The sequence below is a fragment of the Agrobacterium sp. rho-13.3 genome (genome assembly GCF_033957765.2).
GTDB lineage: Bacteria > Pseudomonadota > Alphaproteobacteria > Rhizobiales > Rhizobiaceae > Agrobacterium.
Genome location: NZ_CP192776.1, coordinates 49,037 through 68,430, shown reverse-complemented (window position 1 = coordinate 68,430; position 19,394 = coordinate 49,037). Strand labels below are relative to the sequence as shown.

General features: G+C 53.9%; 19 protein-coding genes and 3 pseudogenes. 13 read left to right on the top strand and 9 right to left on the bottom strand.

Annotation, left to right across the window (positions count from 1 at the left end; genetic code table 11):
* Window positions 1-82 precede the first annotated feature (82 nt).
* The 5 genes and pseudogenes from RMR16_RS23660 (at window position 83) to RMR16_RS23640 (ending at window position 2,935) form a co-directional block, all read left to right on the top strand.
* Window positions 83-775: a hypothetical protein gene (locus tag RMR16_RS23660; protein ID WP_320202023.1), complete on the top strand. Its 693-nt coding sequence runs from the start codon at window positions 83-85 to the stop codon at window positions 773-775.
* Between the two features lie 2 nt (window positions 776-777).
* Window positions 778-1,119 (top strand): annotated as a pseudogene (locus RMR16_RS23655) (iron chelate uptake ABC transporter family permease subunit); the annotation flags it as partial.
* A gap of 115 nt (window positions 1,120-1,234) precedes the next feature.
* Window positions 1,235-1,352: pseudogene (locus RMR16_RS23650) on the top strand (helix-turn-helix domain-containing protein); the annotation flags it as partial.
* 318 nt (window positions 1,353-1,670) lie between these two features.
* Window positions 1,671-2,075: pseudogene (locus tag RMR16_RS23645) on the top strand (TniB family NTP-binding protein); the annotation flags it as partial.
* Between the two features lie 467 nt (window positions 2,076-2,542).
* Window positions 2,543-2,935, top strand: coding sequence for a hypothetical protein (locus tag RMR16_RS23640; RefSeq protein ID WP_320202022.1), 393 nt, complete (start codon window positions 2,543-2,545; stop codon window positions 2,933-2,935).
* A gap of 872 nt (window positions 2,936-3,807) precedes the next feature.
* On the opposite strand, the gene RMR16_RS23635 is transcribed toward RMR16_RS23640, so the two are convergent.
* Window positions 3,808-4,599 carry a COG4705 family protein gene (locus RMR16_RS23635; RefSeq protein WP_320202021.1) on the bottom strand — a complete coding sequence of 264 codons (792 nt, stop codon included), beginning with the start codon at window positions 4,597-4,599 and terminating at the stop codon, window positions 3,808-3,810.
* A gap of 27 nt (window positions 4,600-4,626) precedes the next feature.
* Window positions 4,627-4,887 carry a hypothetical protein gene (locus tag RMR16_RS23630; RefSeq protein ID WP_320202020.1) on the bottom strand — a complete coding sequence of 87 codons (261 nt, stop codon included), beginning with the start codon at window positions 4,885-4,887 and terminating at the stop codon, window positions 4,627-4,629.
* A gap of 234 nt (window positions 4,888-5,121) precedes the next feature.
* Between RMR16_RS23630 and RMR16_RS23625 the strand changes: the two genes are divergently transcribed.
* From RMR16_RS23625 to RMR16_RS23610, 4 genes are all read left to right on the top strand, one after another.
* Window positions 5,122-5,517, top strand: coding sequence for a hypothetical protein (locus RMR16_RS23625; protein WP_320202019.1), 396 nt, complete (start codon window positions 5,122-5,124; stop codon window positions 5,515-5,517).
* 159 nt (window positions 5,518-5,676) lie between these two features.
* A complete protein-coding gene (locus RMR16_RS23620; protein ID WP_112500370.1) occupies window positions 5,677-6,354 on the top strand; it encodes a winged helix-turn-helix domain-containing protein in 678 nt (225 codons plus the stop codon).
* Between the two features lie 130 nt (window positions 6,355-6,484).
* Window positions 6,485-7,714, top strand: a complete 1,230-nt coding sequence (locus RMR16_RS23615) for a sensor histidine kinase (protein WP_432355497.1) — start codon at window positions 6,485-6,487, stop codon at window positions 7,712-7,714.
* Window positions 7,715-7,785: 71 nt separating this feature from the next.
* Window positions 7,786-8,343 (top strand): dual specificity protein phosphatase family protein, encoded by a 558-nt coding sequence (locus tag RMR16_RS23610; protein WP_320202017.1) that lies wholly within the window; start codon window positions 7,786-7,788, stop codon window positions 8,341-8,343.
* A gap of 81 nt (window positions 8,344-8,424) precedes the next feature.
* On the opposite strand, the gene RMR16_RS23605 is transcribed toward RMR16_RS23610, so the two are convergent.
* The 4 genes from RMR16_RS23605 to RMR16_RS23590 form a co-directional block, all read right to left on the bottom strand.
* Window positions 8,425-8,793: a PepSY domain-containing protein gene (locus RMR16_RS23605; RefSeq protein WP_320202016.1), complete on the bottom strand. Its 369-nt coding sequence runs from the start codon at window positions 8,791-8,793 to the stop codon at window positions 8,425-8,427.
* A gap of 100 nt (window positions 8,794-8,893) precedes the next feature.
* A complete protein-coding gene (locus tag RMR16_RS23600) occupies window positions 8,894-9,646 on the bottom strand; it encodes a phosphatase PAP2 family protein (RefSeq protein ID WP_320202015.1) in 753 nt (250 codons plus the stop codon).
* 97 nt (window positions 9,647-9,743) lie between these two features.
* The gene (locus tag RMR16_RS23595; protein ID WP_112500367.1) at window positions 9,744-10,127 is read right to left on the bottom strand and encodes a diacylglycerol kinase; all 384 of its coding nucleotides are present in this window, start codon (window positions 10,125-10,127) and stop codon (window positions 9,744-9,746) included.
* The gene (locus RMR16_RS23590) at window positions 10,124-11,779 is read right to left on the bottom strand and encodes a phosphoethanolamine transferase (RefSeq protein ID WP_320202014.1); all 1,656 of its coding nucleotides are present in this window, start codon (window positions 11,777-11,779) and stop codon (window positions 10,124-10,126) included. Before RMR16_RS23590 ends, RMR16_RS23595 begins: the two co-directional genes overlap by 4 nt.
* A 188-nt stretch (window positions 11,780-11,967) precedes the next feature.
* Between RMR16_RS23590 and RMR16_RS23585 the strand changes: the two genes are divergently transcribed.
* The 3 genes from RMR16_RS23585 to RMR16_RS23575 all read left to right on the top strand — a co-directional run bounded on the left by RMR16_RS23585 (window position 11,968) and on the right by RMR16_RS23575 (window position 15,616).
* Entirely contained in the window at window positions 11,968-12,552 is a 585-nt protein-coding gene (locus RMR16_RS23585; protein ID WP_320202013.1) for an ABC transporter ATP-binding protein, read from the top strand.
* Window positions 12,549-13,352 carry an ABC transporter permease gene (locus RMR16_RS23580; protein ID WP_320202012.1) on the top strand — a complete coding sequence of 268 codons (804 nt, stop codon included), beginning with the start codon at window positions 12,549-12,551 and terminating at the stop codon, window positions 13,350-13,352. The genes RMR16_RS23585 and RMR16_RS23580 overlap by 4 nt, the downstream gene beginning before the upstream one ends.
* 431 nt (window positions 13,353-13,783) lie before the next feature.
* Window positions 13,784-15,616, top strand: a complete 1,833-nt coding sequence (locus RMR16_RS23575) for a methyl-accepting chemotaxis protein (RefSeq protein ID WP_432355493.1) — start codon at window positions 13,784-13,786, stop codon at window positions 15,614-15,616.
* 178 nt (window positions 15,617-15,794) lie between these two features.
* On the opposite strand, the gene RMR16_RS23570 is transcribed toward RMR16_RS23575, so the two are convergent.
* The 3 genes from RMR16_RS23570 to RMR16_RS23560 all read right to left on the bottom strand — a co-directional run bounded on the left by RMR16_RS23570 (window position 15,795) and on the right by RMR16_RS23560 (window position 16,866).
* Entirely contained in the window at window positions 15,795-16,088 is a 294-nt protein-coding gene (locus tag RMR16_RS23570) for a type II toxin-antitoxin system mRNA interferase toxin, RelE/StbE family (protein WP_042618630.1), read from the bottom strand.
* Window positions 16,085-16,393 (bottom strand): type II toxin-antitoxin system RelB/DinJ family antitoxin, encoded by a 309-nt coding sequence (locus tag RMR16_RS23565; RefSeq protein WP_042618631.1) that lies wholly within the window; start codon window positions 16,391-16,393, stop codon window positions 16,085-16,087. Before RMR16_RS23565 ends, RMR16_RS23570 begins: the two co-directional genes overlap by 4 nt.
* A gap of 71 nt (window positions 16,394-16,464) precedes the next feature.
* Window positions 16,465-16,866, bottom strand: a complete 402-nt coding sequence (locus tag RMR16_RS23560) for a DUF2513 domain-containing protein (protein WP_042618632.1) — start codon at window positions 16,864-16,866, stop codon at window positions 16,465-16,467.
* 247 nt (window positions 16,867-17,113) lie between these two features.
* Here RMR16_RS23560 and RMR16_RS23555 point away from each other — a divergent pair, with 247 nt between their 5' ends.
* Window positions 17,114-19,372: a hypothetical protein gene (locus tag RMR16_RS23555; protein ID WP_432355490.1), complete on the top strand. Its 2,259-nt coding sequence runs from the start codon at window positions 17,114-17,116 to the stop codon at window positions 19,370-19,372.
* Window positions 19,373-19,394: the final 22 nt, after the last annotated feature.

Genomic DNA, 19,394 nt, shown 5'->3' with positions numbered 1-19,394 from the left:
GCTGAGCGCAACTGAAAATAGGCTTAACGGCGTATTATCCTGCATATGCAAGATTTTGCAGGAACTCAATCGGGGTCACGCCATGTCCTTCGTCCCGAACTTCAAGATCCGCACCAAGATCCTCTGCCTGCTCATTCCTACCTGCGCCGTCGGTATCGGGGGTGTGCTCTACGTCTCCAACAGCTATCGTAGCGCCGACCAGGAATATTCGGAATTCATCGGGGGTGACGGACACGCCGAGATCAATATGGCGATTGCCAGCCAGAGACTGGTGGCTGTCACCTACGACGCCTATCAAGTCTACCCACACCAGTCGGGTTCTCCCGAGTTGGCCCGAGCCGCCGAAGACTATAAGGCAAGCAAAGATCGCCTTTTACAGTTTATGGCCTCGGCGCGGCAGGCTTTGCCGGATCGAGCGGAAAAAATCTTGAGCTTCGAACAGGGTGCGAAAGCCGTCGTATCGATAACGGATGAGGCGCTTGCTGCCGGAAGCAGAGACGATGACGAAACGGCAAAAGCAGCGCTCATCAAGGCCGACGATCTGAATGCCAAGCTTCTGCCCGAGATCCGCGACTGGATCAACGGCATGAGCACCATGATCGACACCAAAAGCGATGCCCTAACGGACAAGACTAATGCGACGATCAGCAGCGCGTTGATGGGCGTCACTCACACTGTAGCTGCGGGTCCTTATAAGGATGAGATACTTCGCTCCGGACAAGCTGCCGGCGAGCAGCTTGTGACGCTGCTGAAGGGTGCCACACCCAATCCATGATCATGGACAACGCACAACCAGACCGCAGCCACTGGAAGCTGATAATACTCGGTATTGCTGGGTTGTCGGTTTTGGCTATCGCATCTATTGCCACTGGCAAGTATTGGGTTCCACCAGCGAACATTCTGCGGGTCCTGCTGGCGGGCCTGACGGGTGGCCAGGCGGACGTCGATCCCATACAACAGACAGTGATCTGGAATGTACGCCTGCCCCGTGTTGCAGCTGGCCTGTTGATCGGGTCAGCACTCGCAGCCGCCGGTGCCACCTACCAGGGACTGTTTCGCAATCCGCTCGTATCACCGGATGTCCTGGGGGTTTCCGCCGGTGCCAGCCTCGGCTGTGTTTAAGCATGGAATGTTGACCCCTTTGGTGGGGTGATACTTATTCAATTTTGACCCCCTCTGGATTTCATCCGACCATCCGGCTTTTGGCAGCGGATGGAGTAGGGAGTTGAAGAGAATGGATACGATTGCCCGTGTCCGACGAGCCTTCCATGTTCAGGGCTGGTCGGTAAAGAAGATCACCAGAGAACTGAATGTTTCTCGCAATACTGTGCGCAAAATTCTGCGGTCCGATGCGACTGAGTTTGCCTACAAGCGTGGGCATCAACCCTTGCCCCTGATGGGAGCTTAACGAAGGCAAAGTATCGCGCGAACGGTTGACGCTGATCCGGATTTACGAGGAGGTCCGGTCACTCGGTTATGATGGCAGTTACGACACCGTTCGCCGATATGCCAAGGCTTGGGCCAAGAGCCGTGGTGCGGTAACGACCGAAGCTTATGTCCCGCTATACTATGCGCCCGGCGAGGCCTACCAGTTTGACTTGAGCTACGAGATCATTCTGATTAACGGGGTGACGACGACCGTGAAGGTGGCACATGTCCGGCTTTGCCACTATCGCGAGCAGCGCATCGTGTTAAATACGTTGCGCTTTCTCAGCAACCGCCTCCAGATCTCCCTCGTCTGTTTCGGCGTGAACGACGCCCGTGAGGCCATTGGTGGCGATGTCCAGTTGGCGCGTCGCTTCGACCAGTTCACGCTGAGCCGGTGGGCCGCAAATGAGCAGTTCGAAATGTTGGTCGCCTTGATACTGCGCAATACTCCATTGCAGCACCCATCAGTGCTAACCGCGAAATCACTGCGGCGAATACTGCAAGTCACAGAGGACATTACCGCCAATATCTTCCACATAATCAACTCTCTGGCTATCGAGGCAATTCAAAGCGGAAGAGAGCGAATTACCGATGAAGCTATTGAGAAATGGGAGCCGGAATTCGACGCCGACGCAGCGTTCGCATGAAAACGAACTTATGCGAACGGCGATTGCCGGTAAGGCTGGTGCCGTGCGCCGATGAGCTTTTATCGTCGTAGATTGCCCGGCATGCCGCATTCTACGCGATCTCTCCCTCGGGCATGCTTCAGCATTGCCTCCCCGAATTGCCATCATTGCGCGCCGCCGATTTGAATCTCACCGAAGATCAGCTCGACTGTATTTCCCACAAATTCTCGATCGAGCGCTCTACGGTCCGCCGCATGACGTTCTCGAACATCCCGCAATCATCCCGGCGAATGATCGCAAGCGAGCCACGACAATTATGCTCTACTTGCCCCCGAACGGCCGACGGATTGCCAGTCATTCTCCGGAGCCAGTTCTTAGGTTGGCGGATCACCTGCCCGCTTTGCGGAGGTCTACTGCAGACAGTTGGCGGGAGTGACGGCTCCCTTCCCTTCCGCGGCTATCACCATGCAGCGCTGATAGGAGAAGAAATGCTCGACAACGAGGCTGAGCATGGTATCCAAAACTGGGTATCGTCGAGTGAGATTGCCCGTCTCCTGCTAATGCGGCGCGTCCCAAAGTTGCTGCCAGGTTACGAACCGTCGGGCTATAGGGTCCTCGGTGTCATCATTCCTGATCTCGACGAAGTTATGCAGACGGAAATCAGCAAACTTCCGAGCCCAGCAAGCCCGATCTTGCCCATGTGTTTGCGCCCTGCCCTCTTGGCAGGTGTCGCCATTGTCCAGCATGCCGGGCCCGAAATGCTTCGCATGCTGAGTGGCCACATGATGGGTGAGAACAAAGCCCGCTTCGACAGCGCCATAGAAGACATCCTAGACTGTTCACATCAGTCGCTTGGATCGTCACAGTTGCACTTAATTTGAGATTCTAGGCCGGTAGAACCTCAAATTAAGTGCCAAATGGGAAAACAACCGCCGCAATCTCACGGTTAGCTGCCAAACGACACATTCATTATCGACTACTGGCGACATTTTTGAGCCGCTGCTGTTGAGTGTCAGCAAGATCTAACCCGTTTTTCTATTTCGCGTTAGCCTGCCAGATCCGCTACATTGAATTGCCCGCAAAAAAATCATTCAGCGTGGGTGGAACATGGTGAAACCGAAAATGGCTTAAAGTCACGCGAGCACGCATTGAACTAACGCGCCTGGCAGAGTTGCGACAGTTGCGATCGCGTCCAGTGCCTCGCCAGTTCGCTGGCATCAACCATACCAGGCAAAAGACTTCCCAATTCGCCACCGATCTGAATCTGAGCATCCGTAATTGCACATGCTCTTTCGTTGACTGAAACGATCACGGCAATCTCCGACTGCATCGGAGGCATCTCGAAAAGCGCATCAGGCGGGCTTTCGCAGGTAACGACAGCGGAAGCTCTCAGGGTCGAGTTTTGATCCGCGTTACGGCACAGTTCTGCGGACTGGACGCGAAAACTGCGCGTATGGTTGGGTCCGGCTGGAAGTTGTTCACAGACCTGCGATGACGACAATGCCCTCATGATCGGAGGCCATCCAGGCGTGCCGACCAGAGAAAAGCAATTTGCTAAAACAGGCCCGGCTGAAGCTAGGATCGATGCGACAGCAACAAAAAGCGCTGCAATAGAGTGTCTCATGACGCCAAGCGCTCCCCACACGTCGTTTTGACATTCATAAGCTCGGATTGCGGCTTTTTCGCTTTGGATGCGGCAAGATTTGTCTCATGCGATATTGTCCGTGATCGAAGGGACACGAAGAGCTGTCGATCAAAAAATTTGGTGCGTGCCTTTCAAACCCGGCGCAGAAGTTTTGGCTGACACGCTCATATAGATCACCAGGCCCGCGATTGCCGCCAGAAACAACAGACTGGTGATAATCGTGCCAAAGCCCAGACCACCATATTCCATCGGCTGCGATAACAAGTCGCCGAAGGACGCGCCGAGCGGCCGGGTGAGAATATAGGCGAGCCAGAAGGCGAGGATGGCGTTCATTTTCAAGATGTAGAAACAAAGCGCGATGGCACCGATGATTGCTCCAAAAATGATCCCGGTCGTGAGGTAACCCAGCGCGAACACCTCTGCGACAAGATCGCCGACGGCGGTTCCAAGCGCGAAGGTGAAGAGAATGGCGAGCCAGTAGAACGCTTCACGACGCGTCGTATAAATCGAATGTATGGAGAGCGTCTTTTCCGAAGCGTACCAAACCGCAAACGTCATGGCCAAAAGGGCGGTGAAAGCGATCGCCGTCGTTTCCAGCGCAACGCCGAAGTTGTCGACGAGGTTGTCCGTGACCAATGTGCCGACGATGCTGATCAGAACAACGGCAGTCCAGTAGACGTGCGGCACGTACCGCTTCTGGGCAAATTGCCAAAAGAGAGCGCCAATCAGGATGGCGCTCATGATCAGCGACGTCGCGGTCAAACCCATCCCCAGATTGACGGCCAGATAATCCGCCGCTGTCTCGCCCATGGTCACTGCCATGAGCTTGATCAGCCAGAATTCGACGGTTACTTCCGGAACGCGGTTGGCTTGCACCCGCGCCATGACAAGTTGGCTCATGGTATTTCTCCTGTCTGCGTGGGTTGATTATTTGCCCATAATTTTCATGGCATCCGTCAGGAACTGATCCGAGCGGACATCATCATCCGCGTTGCAACGCTCGACAGCCTTGGTTTCCAGTTCATTGACCTTGGCCATATCTGCGTCGCTCAATTTCGCAGTGGTTTTTGCCGCACGCATGTCTTTCAGCATTTCCTCGCACGGAACGTTAGCGGCATTTGCGTAAGTGGAGACGACACCGGCACCGATAATTGCGGTGAGGATAGTTGCTGCGATAAGCTTGTTCATGACGTCTTCCTTTGAGATGCAGCCCTGAGGCTGCCGATGACCATGAGCTTCCGCTCCGGTGATCCCTTTTAGAAAGCTGCGCATACGACCGCCTTGCCGTAAGGATACAGTTTCGTAAGGTTGCGCATTTCCTCAGCTTACAAATCGGTATGGTGTCGGCGAGGTCACGGTAAAATGGCGGGCGCAGGTTGTGGGCAAGCGTGATCGCCGATCCGCTTTCACCGGAAAAGACATATGAAGACTGCACTTGCCATACCTTTCATTGCGTTGCAGTTGCTCGCCGCCGCAGCGACGGGACCAGCACTTCTGGTCATGTGCACTGCTCCAGCCATGGCCGAGACCCCAGGGCTTGGAGATTTGACAATGTTCGAGACGATCGCATCAGACACCCTGGCGCTGGTAGACAAGGGTGACCTCTCGGCTGCGAAAAAACGCATCACCGATTTCGAGACCGCCTGGGACAAGGCACAGTCCCGCCTCTACCATCTCGATAAGGCCGAATGGGGCGTTATCGATGATGCTGCCGATAAAGCCATTTCGTCACTGCGGGCGTCTAAGCCAAACGCCGATGCAGCCAAAACAAATGTTTCGGGATTGATTGCCGCCCTTAAACATCCCTCAAGGCCATGACCAGAAAGCAGCCGAGGCCTATTGTTTCGGTGGTATTCACTTGTGCGAGCAAGGAACTGCTTTACAAAACCGTAACGTTTAAGGCAGCTTTACGCCAATTGACCACACTAGACGTGTGGCCGTCATATCTTAACCCAACTGGCCCACCGGAGCATTCGCATGCGCATCCTCGTCGTCGAGGACGATCGAAAAACGTCGGAATATATCGTCAAGGGGTTTGCGGAAGCCGGCCATGTCTGCGACGTGATAGCCGATGGCCGCGATGCGCTGTTTCAGGCAATGCGTGAACCCTACGATGTGATGATTGTCGACAGAATGTTGCCCGGTCTTGATGGCCTGTCGCTGATGAAGGCTGTCCGCGCTGCCCGCGTCAAAATTCCGGCGATCTTCCTGACCTCCATTGGGGGAGTAGACGACCGGGTTGAAGGACTGGAGGCCGGAGGTGATGATTACCTTGTCAAGCCCTTCGCATTCTCCGAACTTCTGGCAAGGGTCAACGCGTTAGGGCGTCGCCCCCCGGCTCAGGAGCAGGCCACAATCTTGCGGGTCGCTGATCTGGAACTGGATCTGGTAAAACGACAGGCGCGTCGCGGCGGCACATTGATCGAGCTTCAACCGCGCGAGTTTACGTTGCTGGAAGTTCTGATGCGCGGTGAAGGCCGCGTTTTGACCCGCACAATGTTGCTGGAGCGCGTTTGGGATTTCCATTTCGATCCAAAAACCAGCGTGGTGGAAACCCATATCAGCCGTCTGCGCGCCAAAATCGACAAACCCTTCGATCTACCTTTGGTCCACACAGTCCGTAACACTGGCTATAGCATTCATGCAGCGCGCTAGGCTCCACCGGAGCACACCCTTTCGACTGGCGGTCACTTTCGGGCTCCTTTTCATTGCGGCCTTTGTCGTTGCCAGCTTCATTTCCTACCAGCTCTTGAAACGCGAGCTTGGGCAAGCGCTTGATACCGCTGTGAACGAAATCTACTCCGTCACCGCTTCCACCTACGGCCCAGATGACGTCGAGGATCTGGTCTCTACCATCAATGCCTATGCTGCACTAAAAACCTCCGAAGACAGGATTTTTTCTCTGAAGGACAGTGCCGGGAACAGAATTGCCGGGAATGTAAACAGCCCTCCTCTTCCCGACGGATTGGCCAGCCTGCACGCCAGCGATATCAATCTTGCAAGTAACACGATGTACCGTGTTCACGCGGGGTCGGTCGGTGGCTACAGACTTGTCGTCGGGCAAAGCTTTGCAGAGACCGACGACCTTGAAGATATCGCCCTCATCAGTTTCGGATGGGCGCTGGTGATCATTGTTTTCATCGCCATTGCTGGAGGAGCATTTCTGGCATCGCGCGCGCAAAAACGCCTTGATGGTATTGTCAGCACGATGGTGGATATATCCAACGGACAGATGCATGCGCGTATTCCGTTGCGTGGTAGCAAGGACGACATCGACACGGTATCCAACCAGATAAACGACGCACTCGATCGTCTGGCAGGGCTAGTGGAGGGCATGCGACAGGTCAGCGCAGACATTGCGCACGAGCTGAAAACGCCACTCAACCGCCTCAAAATGACCATCGAAGAGGCAGCGAACCGCAGTGAAAAAGGGCTTGCCGTCGATGATCAGTTGGCCGAGGCTCTCGCCGAAAGCGACCAGATCAACGGAACGTTCGAAGCATTGCTGCGCATTTCTCAGATTGAAGCTGGAGCACGCAAAACCCGTTTTGCTCCGGTTGATCTGGCGGGTGTTATGATCTCTGTCGCTGAAATATACGCAGAAGTCGCGGAAGACAGCGGACACCACCTGAAACTTGCGGCGATGACACCTCAACCGGCGATAATTTCAGGTGACCGTGAACTTCTAACGCAGCTTTTCGTCAACTTGGTCGAAAATGCGATCAATCACTGCCCAGCCGGAACCTGTATCGGCCTTTCGCTCTCATGGAGCAATGGGCTGTTCGTCAGCGCAGTCAGCGATAATGGACCCGGTATACCCCATGATGAGCGCGAGAAGGTCTTTCGCCGATTGTACCGTCTGGACAAGAGCCGAACGACGCCTGGTAGTGGATTGGGACTAAGCCTCGTCAGAGCTGTTTCTGAACTGCACTCAGGCCATCTGGAGGTGATTGATAATGGCCCCGGACTGACGATCTCCCTTACATTTCCAGAACTTCCCCATAAGCACGTCTGATCAGACATCAAACGTTCAGGTCGGTGTCAGAAGCGTCCGCGATTATCCCCAAGAAAAGGGATATCAATGAGATGCAGAAGATGATCAACCGTTTCGCACTGGCATTCACCACTGCTGTAATCGCTGCGGGTGTGTATCTGGGCGGCATCCAACTTACAGGCAACTTCCATGAGGTTATGCCCGGTCAGCTTTATCGTTCCAATCAGCCGAGCGCCAGCCAGATTGCGCGGTACAGCGGTGAATACGGTATCAAGACCATCATCAATCTGCGTGGTGTGGGTGAAACCGATGAATGGTACCAAGAGGAAAAAACGGCCGCTGACCACCTCGGTCTTGTCCATATCGACTTCCCCATGTCGGCATCAAAACAACTGACAATGGCGGAGAGCAATAAACTGATCGAGATCATGCGCGACGCTCCGAAACCCATTCTCATCCACTGCAGGTCAGGTTCAGACCGCACGGGGCTTGCTTCCGTCATCTATCTCAACCGGATTGCCGGAGTGGATGAAGACGTTGCGGAAAATCAGCTTTCGATACGTTTCGGTCACATCGGCATCCCCTACCTCTCCCGAACATATGCGATGGATGAGACCTGGGAGAAGCTAGAAACGGCGTTTGGAATTTAGGGTCCATTCCCGACCGGCGAAACAGAAAGAGGCCGACCTTTAATTGGCCGACCTCTTCTTCGCAATCTAGGCCATTCAGGACTAATCGTTACCCTCGCCGTCGCCTTGGGCATCGTCAGCGATTGGTTTCACAACACCGGAACGGCCATCGACGGACACCGTCTTTGAACCGTCTGCAGTCATCACTTCGACCTCGAAAGCTGCGGTGTCATGCTCTCCCTCAAGCCATGCATTGACCGCTTTGCCGCCGCCATCTCTCTCTGCTGCTTGAATGGCATCCCCAAGCGTCAGTTTCGCAGATTTGATCCTGCTGAATTCGGCGGCGTCGTCTTGTCCATCTTTCTGTTTCTTCATTTCGACAGACGCCGAAGGTTGCGCCAACGCAGCCCCGGCTGCGCCGGTCGCCAGTAAAACCGCCATGGCGGCAGACATGGATTTGTACTTGTTCATGTTCTCACTCCATTTGCGCGGCCCGGCCTTGGGACGCACACGGAGTATCGGCGGTCAACGTCTCAAGCACCTTGGCTAATCCATACGAATTTGTATGCCGTCAAGCGTCACTCGATCCGGATCGTGGCCAGAGAAACCTGCGCGCAAGTATCCAGCAGAGCATTGCCCAACTAGCCCCTGCGCACCAACCGCCAAGAACATCCGTCGGATAATGAACGCCAAGATAGATGCGGCTGAAGCCAATGATGATACTCAGGAAAATAGCGACTGCGATGAAATAGATTCGTGACGCTTTTGTGGTCTGAACGCGCGACAGCAACGCCCCTAACGTCAGGTACGTGACAGTGGAGAGCATGGCGTGACCACTCGGGAAGCTTAGGTCATTGACGGATATCAGATGGGGGACAATCTCTGGTCGGGGCCGGGCAATCCCGATCTTGAGGCTCGTACTGATGGCCCAACCGCCCAAAACAGACAGAGCGACGAATACGCCCGTCGATCTCTGACGCATGATGAGAAGATAGACGACCGTCAGCACCGTGATGAGGCAAAGTACCGTCGTGCCGCCCAGGCTCGTGATGTCATCGACAACATGCGTCAACCAACCTGGACCGATCGGTACGGAAAGATCGTCAGGACGTCGCAAAGACAAAAGGATGGATTCGTCAAAGGCGCGCGTCTCACCTTCCAGCATTTCACTGGTCAGTCCAAGAAACAGAAGTGTCCCGCCAAATACCGTTAAAAACATTGCGATGACAATAGGATGAACGTCCTTGAGAAGGGTTAGTACTCTAGCTTTTCCCGTCGGCACCTGCTGATCGGGCTTGTGGGCACCTGACGAAACATCCTGCATCACGGCTCTCCTGTATTCGGTTTCCATAAGCCATGAGGCACTCGTAGTTGATGACAGATACGACCAGCCATCGGTCCGGACCGTCTAAGGGCAGTCATCAGATCAGATATTTTAAGAGAAGGCTGTACCCGAGGAGCAGACCATTGAGCGCAAGCAGACAGAAGACGGCGAACGATCCCAGGTCTTTTGCATGGCGCGCAGTTGTCGAAAACTCCGGCGATATTCGATCAACGATCTCCTCGATTGCTGTGTTCAGCGCTTCCACGGCAATCGTCAGCAAGAAAAGCCCGGTGGCAATTCCGAATATCTCAAGCGGTGCTTCCAGAATAAAATAGATTACGAGAAGGACGACGAACGCCAGGACTTCATGGCGAAACGCGGCCTCCTCCCAGGCGCGTTTCGCACCACCAGCAGAATAGCGAGCGGCAGCGAAGAAATGCTCGAACCCGGTCAGCTTTCGAAATTCGGGCGCTATGCTCATGATGTCCTCACAGTCTTGCATGAGCCAAAGACATCAAGGTTGGTGTCGTAGACGGACGTCGCGATGTTCATCATTCCGAGGATGCTGTGAAAGAAATTGTCGTGAGAATACGCTCGTAAACCCGCCTCTTTGACCAGGCAGCTCTTGTCCAAACCCATCGATCTGGAAAAGTCTTCGTCGAACCATACGAGGAATGGAACGTGGGTCTGCTCCGCAGGCGCAAGAACATAGGGTGCTCCATGCAGGTAGATACCGTTTTCTCCCAAGGATTCGCCATGATCCGATGCATAGATCAAGCCGGTTGCAAGCTTCCCTGATCGGCCCTTTAATTTGTCGATCAGCGTTGCGAGAAAATGGTCGGTATAAAGCACTGTATTGTCGTAGGCGTTCACGATTTCGCTGTCCTTGCATTTGCCAAGTTCCGATGTCTGGCAATCCGGAACGAACTTTCTGAATTCCTCGGTGTAACGCATGTGATAGGTCGGTCCGTGGCTACCCATCTGGTGGATAACCACAACGCTGTCCTTGGTGATCGTGTCGAGCCAGGTATCGACCTTGTCGAGGAAAATCGCGTCCAGACACTCGCCTTCCCTGCAGAATTTCGGATCATTGGTTTCGACCAGATCTTCGAACGGCACACGGGTGGCCACGCCTTTGCTCCCGGTATTATTGTCCCACCAGGCAACGTCGACGCCTGCATGTGACAGCACGTCGAGGACGTTCTCGTTTGCTAAGCCTTTCTTGTGCGAATAATCCTCACGGGTAAATTGTGAGAACATGCATGGGATGGAGGTCGCAGTCGCTGTTCCGCAGCTCGTCGTGTTCGGGAAATAGACGATGTCCCGTTTTCTAAGTTCCGGATTGGTGTCCCGATCGTAACCGTTCAGCGAGAAGTTGGCAGCGCGTGCCGTTTCCCCGGCAATGATGATGGTCACACGGGGTTTTTTGACACCAGCCAGGGCCGGGGTGATTTTTGCGTCAAGGCCCAGCGGTGCGACGACGAGCTGAGCTTCTGCCCCCGCTTGTGTGAAAAAGTGCACAGCACCTGCAATCGGATTGACCGGATTAAGGCTTTTGACGAGGTCCTTATGTTGCCGGATTGCTGTCGTGTAGGTCTTGGAGTTGGCGAATGCAGCAAGTCCGAACACGATAAAATAGCTTGTGATTGCCACTGTGTTCCACAACAGCTTTTGCGGAAATGAACGATGTTTTACACGCACCCGGCATATGAAAAGAATGGGAAACAGCGCAAAAATGACCATGTGCCAGATGAACCCTTCGGTGATGAGGTTTCCGGCTTCGGCAGGTGTAGTCTGGAAGGCGTTGCGCACCATGTCGCTATCGATGATGACACCGAAGCTGTCCATGAACCATGATGCGGCAGCAGCTACGACAATCAGAAAGGCGAGGAACGGTTTGAAAATGTATTTCACCGAGACAAAGCTGATCAATGCGATGAAGATGGCACTGATGCCAACATAAAGTCCGGCGATGGCGAATGGCGACTCGGAGAGATACGCATGAACTTTTGCCCAAAATGTAAAATTGGCGAATATAATCAAGTAAAGGCCGACGATCGCACTGAGGGTCAGGCTACCAACTTCAAGGCGACGACGCCTGGATTTTTCAATTTCAACTGCAATCTTCGTCAATATAAGGGCCACCCGATCAACAACAATCATCCAATGCGGCCGACCCGGCCGATATCTGATGGGTGATGTGGATCGAAGCTGACATAAACCTGAACGGGTAAAAAATTAAAGTTTAGCTGTCGTCGTTGATAATCAGTAGAGTATACGCCTATTCCAGCATCACTTTCGTTGTCTGACCCGGAGAACATATGCCTTCCACTCTCTCGGCGAAGAACCTGCAGTATCTTAATGCAGGTCCGTTTGACCTGGATCTGCAAACGGGTACGTGTCTTGCCATTACCGGTCCGTCTGGCATCGGGAAATCCGTACTGCTCCGGATGCTTGCAGACCTGATCCCGCATTCCGGATCAGTCAGTCTCGATGGCGTGAATTGCAGCGACATGCCAGGTCCAGCGTGGCGTCGCGCAGTCCGCTATCATGCCTCCGAGCCTGGATGGTGGGAGCGCACGGTTGACTCACATTTCTCGACAGACGCCAGCAGAGAAACCGCAAAGGCACTCGGGCTTCGAGGAGGAGTTTTCGACGAACCAGTGGACAACCTTTCGACGGGAGAGAGGCAACGCCTTGCCTTTCTGAGATCGATCGAGGATACCCCTCGCTTTCTCTTGCTTGACGAGCCAACCTCTGCACTAGACCAAACGTCAACCCTTCAGGTTGAGGGCATCATAAAAACGCTGCTTCAAAGAGATGTCGGCGTGATCATAGTATCTCACGATCTCGAGCAGGTCGCCAGGGTAAGTCATTCCGTCTTCAAGATAGGCAAGCGTCAATGACCGGCATGACGTTCGGAATGGTAGAGCTTGCAATTGCGGGCATACTTGTTTTGTCGTGTGCGGCAATGTCACTGGCGATGTCCCTTGGGCTTCACCGCCAGATTTTGGTTTCCGCGACCAGAATGGTTCTACAGCTCTGGTTGATCGGTCTGGTTTTGCGGACGCTTTTTCAAAGTTCAAACCCCGTCTTTACTGCGGCACTTCTTGCCGCAATGGTGGGCGCCGCAACCTATGAAGTTGGTGCCCGTCAGAAGCGACGGGTTCAGGGAATTTGGCATGTCCTGATCAGCGGTGCCGCTGTGAGTATATCGACCATTTTTATCGCAGCTTTTGCCTTGGCAACGCTGGCGACCACCGAGGACTGGACCTCGCAGCGCGTTATCATTCCGATCACTGGCATCATTTTGGGTACATCCATGAATTCGGCAAGCATCGCCCTCAACACCCTGCTGAGCACTATTTCTAATGAGCGGGCGGCGATCGAAGCACAATTGGCACTCGGCTACAGCAAGAGAAAAGCCGTCACGCCTATTATGCGCCGCGCAATCCACGCTGGCGCGATACCCATCATCAATCAAATGGCGGGTGCCGGGATCATCACGCTGCCCGGCATCATGAGTGGTCAGATCCTGGCTGGCCAAGATCCCATGTCGGCCGCTCGGTCTCAGATATTCTTGATGTTCCTTCTGTGCGGAGCATCTGTTGCGAGCATCTTCATCGCGGCGGTTTTGGGGCTCAACCGCCTAACGGATGAAAGACATCGTCTGCGGCTTGACCGCCTAGATCCGCGTAACGGCTGATTTCTGATGTATCGCCTTGATAGGAATCGAGCCGCGGCTCAATCCAGACCCACCCTAAATACGCCCCAGCTCGATCCCGAGATAAAGCCAAGGCTCATACTTCTGGGACTCGGCCCCGCGGTGATCCGGGCCTGAGAAGAACTCAATTCAGACCGCTTCTAACGCACTGAACCGCTACAGAGGAATATGACGCTAAAGCCAACTACCTAGTCGGATATAGAAGAAAACGTTTATTTAGAGTTGTTTTAAATGCCACCGGGAACTGTCATTTCAACCCAAAATAAGCTTAACAACACTTTAATGTTTTGAGCGAATATTATCTCACATAATCTTGGGGTAGAGGCGCGAACGGCAGAAGCCGCTCTAAAACGCGGACGATGATGTTCACCCCTTTTTGTACGTCTCCGACCTCTGTCCTTGGAAGTGTCATCATGTCACTCATGCAAAACCTCCGGATCAGGACGAAAGTCCTGTCTCTGGTCCTTCCCACATGCCTGATCGGCATCGGAGGGGCTCTCTATGTCTCCAGCAACTTTAAATCCGCCGACACCGAGTACACCGACTTCATCTCCAGTGACGGCAACGCGGAGATCGATATGGCGATCGCCAGCCAGCGCCTGGTTGCAATCGTCTATGATGCGTATCAAGTCTTTCTTTACGACACTGGTACCGCAGGAATGAAGAGAGCGACGGATGACTACGCTGCAAGCAAGACCAGACTTCACGAACTGATCGATAATGCCGAAAAACTGTTGCCAGAAGAAAGCCAGACGCTTGGCGCTCTGCAGTCTCAGGCTGAATCCATTATCGAGATTACCGACAAGGCGGTAGCGGCAGGATCGGCCAATCGCGATGAAGAGGCTAAAGCGCTACTTGTTCAGGCTGACGAGAAGGCTGCCAAGACGATCGGTGAGATGAGAGCGTGGATCAATGGCACCAGCGATGGCATCAAGACCAGGTCAGCAGAACTCTCCGAAAAGACCAGCGACACTATCCTTTACACCCTTCTCACCCTCGCCGGGGTGTTTTCGCTTACGCTTTTCTTGGCCGTGTTTGTTACGAAACGCGAAATCACGTCTCCGATCGAGCGCTTGCGTTCACGGATGATGTCACTCGCTTCTGGAAAGGTCGATGAGGTCATTCCAGGTGCAGATCGACGTGACGAGCTCGGCAGTATGGCGTCGGCAGTCGCGGTCTTCCGTGACAATGCAATCGAAAAAGACCGTCTTGAAAAACAGACCGATGCTGACCGTGCCTTGTCTGAAAGCGAGAGACTGGAACGGGAAAGACAGAAGGCGGAAGATGCAGCGAATACAAAGTTCGCGGTCGACGCGCTTCGCGGGGGACTGGAAGCTCTGGCAAATGGGAACGTATCTCACCGGCTTCGCACCCCATTCACGGGCACGCTCGACGAACTTCGCTCTAACTTCAACGGATCGGTCGAAAAACTCCATTCGGTTCTGAAATCCGTTGGACAGAATGCTTCTGGCATCGATGCTGGTGCAAATGAAATCAGGTCTGCCGCTGACGACCTGTCGAGACGCACAGAACAGCAGGCTGCATCTGTCGAGGAAACGGCTGCGGCGCTGGAACAGATCACCACCACCGTAAGGGACTCAGCCAAACGCGCTGACGATGCAGGCAAGCTGGTTGAGAAAGCGCGAAGCGGCGTCGAACGCTCGGGCGAGTTGATGCAGGACGCCGTACAGGCCATGATGGCTATAGAGAAATCCGCAGGTGAAATGGGCAACATCATCTCGGTTATTGATGAGATCGCGTTCCAGACCAACCTGCTGGCCTTGAATGCTGGTGTTGAAGCTGCTCGTGCCGGTGAAGCCGGGAAAGGGTTTGCAGTCGTTGCGCAGGAAGTTCGCGAACTCGCGCAACGTTCAGCGACAGCCGCAAAGGAGATCAAGACACTGATCGCTGCTTCCGGTTCGCAAGTTCAGACTGGGGTCAGCCTGGTGAAGCAGACAGGCAACTCGCTTGACACCATTGTCGACGAGGTCCGGGAAATAAGCCGCCATGTCAAAGCGATCGTGGAATCATCCCGCGAACAGTCCACCGGACTGCAGGAAATCAACACTGCAGTTAACGTGATGGATCAGGGAACTCAGCAGAATGCAGCCATGGTCGAGCAGTCCACAGCGGCGAGCCACAGCCTTGCTCGAGAAGCCGCTGCGCTCAACCAGTTGTTGGCACAGTTCGACTTGCGTGGTGGACAAGGCTCCGACAGCGTTCTGCGGGGTCAGTGGGCCGCCTAAATACCGCAGCAATTGACGTCGAGAGTGGTGCCAGAACGCCATGATGGCACCACTCTCCTGATCAAGAATGATGCATTCTGGTTAAGTCGGAAGCGGGATATTCCTTGAAGTATGTCAATCCCCGCTCTTGAATGGAATCGAACCGCAAACACCTTGATCCGAAAACTATCAGACTAGGCTAACTGGTTGAAAAGGCTTCAGGCCATTCCTGAGCCCCGTGCAAGACACGCAGTACTCGAACCGTAGCTTCTGTGATTGTGTACGCTGCGACGTAAGGCGTTCCGCTGATTACAAGCTCACGTGTCCCAGCGATTCTCCCGACTCTGCCACTTGCCGGAAAATCAATCAGGCGACGGACTGCAACGACGATGCGTTCGTCGACCAAAATGGCGGCGGCCGGGTTCTCCAACTCGATAAAAGTAAAAATTGCATCGCGATCCGATAAGGCAAACGCAGACCAGGTTAGTCTCAAGACGTTATACCCGCCGCGTTATTGCGCGCAGTCTGCCGACGCTTTTCGAAATGAGCCTCGACTTCATCGTCGGAAATATCCGGCCTTGTATCATTCAGCGCCTCAAGCACCTTGGCACGAAACCACGTATCGTGAGTCTCGCTGCCTGAAAAAAGTTCAAGCGGCAATACGCCCTCGTTGGCGGTTCTCGTCAGCAATATGCGAACCGCGTCTGACACCGTAAGTCCCATACCTTCAAGAACTAGGGACGCCCGGTCACGAACGTCAGCATCGATACGAGTTTGGACGAGCGCATTTGCAGCCATAGCTATCTCCAGATTGATATCTAATAGTAATGCAATTGAATTACAAAATCTAGCGTTCGTCTTTGGCCAATCTACTTTTTAAGTGCGATACCAAACTGCGATGATAGCTGCTCAGAAATATAAGCGACAGCAACCGCCTTCGCGATCTCGAAGGTGCCTCCTCCCGCCTTTTTCAAAATAGCGTTGGTATGGTCCCAAACGTCTTTGCGTCGGACACTGTCTAGGAACTCGTGGCCGCTCCAACTCAGTCCACGAAAGGTTACTGAAATCGAAGGCTGCTTTTTGATCCTCAACGGCATAAGGAAACCGGCATCATCCAGCAGGTGTAGATGATAATGGATAACGTCATCACGGTACCCCTCAACGGCAACCTCAGGACTACTCCCCGTTAATAATAGACCTCCGGGGCCATCAATTTCTGTGGTTTCTAACCTAAGCAAAAGCTCTCGGACCAGCGCCATATCGCGCGTCATGATTTCTTATCTCCTGCCCACAATGTTGAAGCTAGCACATCCGAAAATCTACTTAAACGGAAGTGCCTTCGATCAAAATTGCGCCCCCCATATATTCTGTGGAGCAATCTTAGGCTGTTGAGATCTCATTAACCTCATTCCCTTAGCAAGCCGCCCCTGGGCTGGACTGTAATCTGCAAGGGAAACCTGAATGAGCATAGATCAATCGGCAATCGTCTTTCGGCGCAAGATATCCAGCTTCTGCGACATGAAGTTGGCACCGCTCACAGACGCAAGACAATTTCGCGCACTTTCAGAATACATGACCCGTCTCATTGACGACCGGATGCCTCCTCCAATGCTCGGCAGGCACGTCAATTGGGAAGAGATCTCGTTCGCGTGCCGTTGTGGGCAAGCATCGGCAGAACTTAGGAGAATTGCCCAGTACGGCTTCGATGCCATTTCTCGTTGGCTCGCTGAAACGGGGCCAGGCCGTGGAAAGCCCTCGATCAACTCCAAAGGAGCAAAAACACGCAGCCGCGCAAAAAGTCTTTCAACCAAGCGCACTTCCGAGGCGGGCAAAACCTGTCATCGATCAAAACCTGGCCCGAAGCCCAAACCCATTGAAGAATTCCCAGAGCCGTTCTTCGATACTTATGAGGAACCGGTGTCTTTTCAGGCAGCTCTCCAATTCCATATCGACCGCTTCGGGGAGAGCTATTACCATTTGCATCGCGCCATATTCCGGGACGGCGATGCTCTTGAAGCCACGACATTGCTGAGCTGGCTGAAGGGAACGAAAGTGCCACGTAGTGTGGCAAACTTGGAAATCCTCAATCGAATAGAAAGCCGTTACCGATTGCCACTCGGTTATTTCAAGGAAAAGCTTCCGTATCAGTCTCGCGCCGGGGTCGGATATGACGTTGGTGACGATGTCTCGCCCGCAGAGCGTCGACGTCTGGCGTGGCATTTGCCGGATGATTTCAACTCCTTGCCGGAAGAAAAACGTGCGGAAATCCTCGAATGGGTCAGGCGCGTTATCTTGACCGGTGCGACGGACTACCGTCGTTATCAGGCGCTGGCGACGAAGCAACGTTATGCGATCCGCTTCCCCGGCGTAACCTATGGCGGCTCTCACCGGCCTATGGCATCGCCCCGCAAAGTGGTCGAAGAATGTAAACACGAACTGGAAGACCCAGATATGCTTTCCGGGGTAATCGACGCCCCTACCCACTTGGCGCTTGAAATGGCCAATCTGATGTCGTTCAAGACCGCGACCCTGACTGAGGTCGGATACAAGCGGAATGGAGTGTGGGGTGAAGAGACGGCATCGCAGAAGCTCGAACATCTTGGCTTGATGTTCGGTGCCCTCGCCGCTTCACCTCAAGGCGAAGTCGCTGGCAGAGGCGTGCCCCTGAGCGCGTTGACCTTCGGCCTCCTGGTTTTTCCAGGTGTATGGGATTGGTATCTACAATGGCGTGAGCGGCGACGCGGCTTCTACACGGCCTGGGAAGCGGACATGCTGAGCATCTCACTGTCGCTGACCCGTGAGGAAACAGGTTGGATCAGGCAACATCCCGAACTCATCGAGCGCGTAGTACCGGTGAATGGCTTGGTTACGAAAGAGGAGATTACCTTCGCCCGGCGCGATTGGCATGCCTGTTGCGATGCGTTTCATTCCCACGCACAGAACCGCATCAGGGAAATCCAGCGAGTGATGCGGGTTCACCGAGACCCGTTCGAGCCGATCATGTGCGTGCTGGAGGCACCGAGCCCTCTGGCAGAATATCGCAAGATTACGGACGAAATCCTTCTCCGTATGCCTGATAGAGACCGATACCCAAGAACTGCTGCAGAATCCGTACGCTCGTTTCTGATGTTGAGGCTAGGACTTCATCTAGGCTTGCGACAAAAGAATCTGCGACAACTGCTGTTTTGCCCACGCGGCCATTTCCCCACGTCCGAAAGGCGTCTGGAAGAAATGCGGCGCGGAGAAATTCGATGGAGTGAGAGAGAGAATGGCTGGGAGGTGCTGATCCCATCGGTCGCATTTAAAAATGCCAACTCGTCGTTCTTCGGATCGAAGCCATTCAGGCTGATCCTGCCTGACCTGCTGGATCTCTATTACTACATCAATGCCTACATCGAGCGTCATCGAAAGGTTCTGCTCGGCAATGCAGATGATCCGGGTACGTTCTTCGTCAAGACAGTCAAGCTATCGAGCGCTGACGCGGCCTATAATCAGACAACGTTCTATGAAGCTTGGCGTCTCATCATCCAACGCTACGGCATCTATAACCCGTATACGGGTCGCGGAGCGATCAGTGGCTTGCTGCCGCACGGACCTCATAATGTTCGGGACGTATTGGCAACGCACATTCTGAAACTCACCGGCTCATATGAGCAGGCGAGCTACGCCATTCAGGATACGCCGGAGATGGTTCAGCAGCATTACGGACGTTTCCTTCCACAGGACAAGGCAGCACTTGCAGCCAAAATACTGAACCAAGTATGGGAAGCGGCTTGAAGACAAGTAGGCTGGCGATGCT

Coding starts and splice junctions, on each gene's coding strand:
- RMR16_RS23660 (WP_320202023.1), top strand. CDS start 83: ATGTCCTTCGTCCCGAACTTCAAGATCCGCACCAAGATCCTCTGCCTG.
- RMR16_RS23640 (WP_320202022.1), top strand. CDS start 2,543: ATGCTCGACAACGAGGCTGAGCATGGTATCCAAAACTGGGTATCGTCG.
- RMR16_RS23635 (WP_320202021.1), bottom strand. CDS start 4,599: ATGAGCCAACTTGTCATGGCGCGGGTGCAAGCCAACCGCGTTCCGGAA.
- RMR16_RS23630 (WP_320202020.1), bottom strand. CDS start 4,887: ATGAACAAGCTTATCGCAGCAACTATCCTCACCGCAATTATCGGTGCC.
- RMR16_RS23625 (WP_320202019.1), top strand. CDS start 5,122: ATGAAGACTGCACTTGCCATACCTTTCATTGCGTTGCAGTTGCTCGCC.
- RMR16_RS23620 (WP_112500370.1), top strand. CDS start 5,677: ATGCGCATCCTCGTCGTCGAGGACGATCGAAAAACGTCGGAATATATC.
- RMR16_RS23610 (WP_320202017.1), top strand. CDS start 7,786: ATGCAGAAGATGATCAACCGTTTCGCACTGGCATTCACCACTGCTGTA.
- RMR16_RS23605 (WP_320202016.1), bottom strand. CDS start 8,793: ATGAACAAGTACAAATCCATGTCTGCCGCCATGGCGGTTTTACTGGCG.
- RMR16_RS23600 (WP_320202015.1), bottom strand. CDS start 9,646: ATGCAGGATGTTTCGTCAGGTGCCCACAAGCCCGATCAGCAGGTGCCG.
- RMR16_RS23595 (WP_112500367.1), bottom strand. CDS start 10,127: ATGAGCATAGCGCCCGAATTTCGAAAGCTGACCGGGTTCGAGCATTTC.
- RMR16_RS23585 (WP_320202013.1), top strand. CDS start 11,968: ATGCCTTCCACTCTCTCGGCGAAGAACCTGCAGTATCTTAATGCAGGT.
- RMR16_RS23580 (WP_320202012.1), top strand. CDS start 12,549: ATGACCGGCATGACGTTCGGAATGGTAGAGCTTGCAATTGCGGGCATA.
- RMR16_RS23575 (WP_432355493.1), top strand. CDS start 13,784: ATGTCACTCATGCAAAACCTCCGGATCAGGACGAAAGTCCTGTCTCTG.
- RMR16_RS23565 (WP_042618631.1), bottom strand. CDS start 16,393: ATGGCTGCAAATGCGCTCGTCCAAACTCGTATCGATGCTGACGTTCGT.
- RMR16_RS23560 (WP_042618632.1), bottom strand. CDS start 16,866: ATGACGCGCGATATGGCGCTGGTCCGAGAGCTTTTGCTTAGGTTAGAA.
- RMR16_RS23555 (WP_432355490.1), top strand. CDS start 17,114: ATGAAGTTGGCACCGCTCACAGACGCAAGACAATTTCGCGCACTTTCA.